Genomic DNA, 4,281 nt, shown 5'->3' on the forward strand with positions numbered 1-4,281 from the left:
CGGGAACGCAACGATTGAGGCGTTCCCGGGCCCCGTCGTGTTGGACACTTCAGGCGGGCTTAAGTTTTTCGACAATGGGTGACGGCTTGTCATCGTGGTCTTTTCCGGTAGCTTTAGGTCAGGCGGCTGCGGCGTGGGAGTGCCACACGCTGACAGGAGCCGTCTGTCAACACATTGGAGAAGGCTTATGTCAATGAAGAAACCAGCTGTCCTCCTGGCGTTTGTCGGCGCGTGCGCGCTCGCCGTCACGGGCCCCGCGTCCGTGGCCTCGCCCCTGGTCTCGGGAGAGAGACCCGCGACGGAGACCGCTGCCTCGTCCCTGCCCGTCGGAGATCTCGACACGGCGCTGACCTCGAAGAGCGGCCAGAGCCACGACGCGGAATCGGACACCGATCGGGACCCGGCGCGCGTCGTCGGCATCATCGTCCAGCTTGACGACGGGGCGGATGCCGCCGCCTCCCTCGCCTCGATCAACGAGGCCGTGGCCGGGGCGTTCCCGGGAGCGCAGGTGCAGGTGCAGCGCGAGTACGACAACGCCCTGGTCGGTTTCGCGCTGCGCGCGCCCGCCGGTTCCCTGGACGTGATCCGGGCGTCGAGCGGCGTGCGGGCTGCGTTCCTGGAGCGCGAGGGGCACGTCAGCGACGTGGCGGCCATGGACGCCGAAGGCGGCACCAGGGCTTCCCAGGCGGAGGGGCAGGACCCGGCGAATCTGAGCGCCCAGCTCATGATGCGCACCGACCAGGTCACGCAGAAGGGCGAGGGGAAGGTCATCGCGGTCATCGACACGGGCGTCGACATGACTCACCCGGCGTTCACGGGGGCTATGCCCGACAACGTCGCCCTGTCCGAGGATCAGGTGCAGGCGCTGGTGCCTCACCTGGGGGCCGGAAAGTCCGGCCAGTACATGTCCGAGAAGTTCCCCTTCGCCTACGACTACGCGGATGACGATGTGGATGCCGCCCCGCGCGAGGGTGGCTCCGGATTCCATGGGACGCACGTCGCCGGCATCGCCGCCGGCAACGCCGACAAGATCGTCGGCACCGCCCCGGACGCGCAGATTATCGTCGGCAAGGTGACGCGCAGCGAGGACGACGCCCTGCTGGACTCGGCGCTGCTGGCCGCGCTCGACGACATGGTCGTCCTGCGCCCCGACGTCATTAACCTGTCGCTGGGGTGGACGGCCGGCATGGACAACGAGGCCGACTCGGTCTACGACACTGTGTACAAGAAGCTCCAGGAGGAGGGGATTACCGTCAACGCGGCCGCGGGCAACGCCTTCTCGACCGGATACGGCAACAACTCCGGCAAGGGCCTGCCCTACGCCTCCGACCCCGACACCTCCGTGATGGACGAGCCCGCCACCTACCCCTCGGTCGTGGCCGTAGGCTCCGTCGAGAACGCGCTCATCCGGAACGCCTTCACGGCCGCCGGCATGGATATCGGCTACCAGCGTTCGCGCGGCATGAACGGTGAGAAGGTCGCCTACTTCTCCGACTTGCCTGCCGGCACCTACGAGTATGTGGACGCCGGCTTCGCCTCCGAGGAGGATGTTGCCGCCCTGAAGGAGAAGTTCCCGAACGGGCTGTCCGGTAAGATCGCGCTCGTCTCGCGCGGCAAGATGACCTACCAGAAGAAGGTCGAGAACCTCTACGACCTGCACCCGGCGGGCGTCCTCGTCTACAACAACGTCTCGGTCGGCTCGCTCATCATCATGAATCTGACGACCCAGGACGTGCCCGCCGCGTTCATCTCCCAGGCGGACGGGCAGGCCATGCTGGCTGCCTCCGACCATCACCTGACCATCGCCGAGGGTCAGGTCCTGCCCCAGTCCACCACCTACGAGGCCTCGGAGTTCTCCTCGTGGGGCGTGTCCCCCGACCTGCGCCTCAAGCCGGAGATCGCCGCGCCCGGTGGCAACGTTTTCTCCGCTATACCGAACGGTGCATACGAGCAGACGTCGGGAACCTCGATGGCGACCCCGCAGATGGCGGGCATCAGCGCGATCGTCCTGCAGCGCGTCCAGTCCGACCCGCTCTTCGCCTCGATGAGCGCTCGCGACAAGGCTGACGTCGTCCAGAACCTCATCATGGGAACCGCGCGCCCCCTGACAGACGCGGCCCAGACCTCGGGGGCCCTGTACTCCCCGCGCAAGCAGGGTGCGGGCCTCGTCGACGCCCTGGCTGCCACGACCTCGTCCGTGTACCCGACCGTGGCGGGCGCCGCCGAGCCCTCCCGCCCCAAGGCCGACCTGGGGGATGGCACGACGGGCTGGCACTTCGATGTCACGCTCCACAACCTCGGCGCGGCGCCCGCGACCTACGAGCTGAGCTCCCAGGCCCTGTCGGAGATCGTTGACGGCGGGTTCTTCACGGAGCACTCCTCGGATTGGCGAGGCCGTGGCGTGGAGGTCACGTACTCCGGCGCGGCATCGGCCTCGGCTGAGGGCGCGACTGTCACGGTGCCGGCCTTAGGCGAGGCCACCGTCGGCGTCGACGTCATGCCCGGCTCCGAGTTCGCCTCCTACGTCGCGGACAACACGCCCAACGGCACGTTCCTGGACGGCTTCGTGCGCTTCGCGTCGAAGACCGATGGTCAGCCCGACCTGGCCGTGCCCTACCTGGGCTTCTACGGCGACTGGGGCAAGGCCCCCATCTTCGACGCGCTCGCCTCGACGGGCGGGGCGCACACCCGGGCCTCGGAGATCGTCAACGGTTCCACCGGGGACTCCCTCGGGTACAACCCCCTCATCAAGGTGGCCGACCGCACCGGAAAGCCCAACCCGCAGCGCTACGTGATCTCGCGGTCTGCGGCCTCGGGCGCCCCGACGGTCCTCGAACCCCGCACGGGCACGCTGCGCAGCGTCCACGCGCTCACCAGCACCTACACGAACGAGGCCGGGGAGACAGTCTTCACGGTGACCAACTACCGGAACTGGAAGTCCATCTACCTGACCAGCACCGAGGAGAACACGTGGGTCGAGGCCTACCATGACTCCACGGCCTTCGACGCGAACGCGGAGAAGTTTGCGCGCATGCCCGACGGCGCGTACAAGCTGACGCTCTTCGCGCACAACGACGGCCCGTCGCGCACCGAGCAGTCGATCTCCTACGATTTCCGTCTCGACACCGCGGCGCCCGTCATTTCCGAGCTGGTGTACTCCGGAAAGGGTGAGGGCTTCGTCGTCACCTTCGACGTCACCGATGACTCGCCGCTGGCGGCGGTCGACCTGCACGATCCGGCCGACGGCCTGTGGTTCTACCGCCACGTCTTCACCGAGGACGAGGGCAGCGTCGGCGCCGACGGTCGCTACACGTACCACGTGGAGATTCCGATGAGCGTGATCCAGCAGGCGTGGACCGATCAGGGCGGCACGGGCGACGTCATCGCCAACCCGTACATCCTCGCGTGGGATTACGGCTTGAACCCCTCCGAGGTCTTCCCGATCAACCTGCTGAGCGGCAACCCGGGCACGCCCAGCCCGTGCGTGAGCCCCGAGGGCGGTCACTGGGCCAAGGATGCCGTGGGCTGGTGGTACGTGTGCGCCGACGGCCAGACGTACCTGAAGGCCGGCTGGTTCACCATCAACGGCCGCGACTACCAGTTCGGGCCGTCCGGCTACATGATGACCGGTTTCCTCAAGCGTGCCAGCGGGGAGTGGGTGTACGCCGATTCCGAGGGCGCCCTCGTGAGCGGCTGGGTGCGCGACGGCGGTCAGTGGTACTTCCTCGACCCCGCCACGAAGGTCATGGCCACCGGCTGGCTGGCCAACGGTGGCTCCTGGTACTACCTGACGGGCTCCGGCGCGATGGCGATCGGCTGGGTCGAGGACGGCGGTACCTGGTACTTCCTGAACGCCTCCGGACGGATGGCGACCGGGTGGGTCAAGGACAGGGGTACCTGGTATTACCTGGCCCCGTCCGGCGCGATGCTGACCGGAACGCAAGTTATCAACGGTCGTACCTACGTCTTCGACGAGTCGGGAGCCTGGCAGCGCTAACGCCGGCCGGTTGCTTCTAAGTCACGAGGCCTGGGCCCGGGAACGTTTCTTTGCGAGCGATCCCGGGCCCCGTCCTCGTCGGTGGTTCCTTTCCATCCATTGGCGGCCCGTGCCGAAGGGGTCCCATGTGTTGTACCGTGTGATAACCGATAGGTCGAAGTTCGCTTCGCTGTCCCATCGGCACTGAGTCAACACATTGGAGTTACGTAGATGACATCGAAGAAACCGGTGGCGCTGCTCGCGCTCGCTGGCGCGTGCGCGCTCGCGATCGCAGCCCCGGCGTC

The 4,281-nt window shown here is 67.3% G+C and carries 1 protein-coding gene; it reads left to right on the forward strand.

Annotated features, from left to right (window positions below):
- Window positions 1–187: 187 nt before the first annotated feature.
- Window positions 188–3,997 carry a S8 family serine peptidase gene (locus HMPREF1138_RS00375; protein WP_009055159.1) on the forward strand — a complete coding sequence of 1,270 codons (3,810 nt, stop codon included), beginning with the start codon at window positions 188–190 and terminating at the stop codon, window positions 3,995–3,997.
- Window positions 3,998–4,281: the final 284 nt, after the last annotated feature.

The organism is Actinomyces sp. ICM58 (assembly GCF_000283035.1).
GTDB lineage: Bacteria > Actinomycetota > Actinomycetes > Actinomycetales > Actinomycetaceae > Pauljensenia.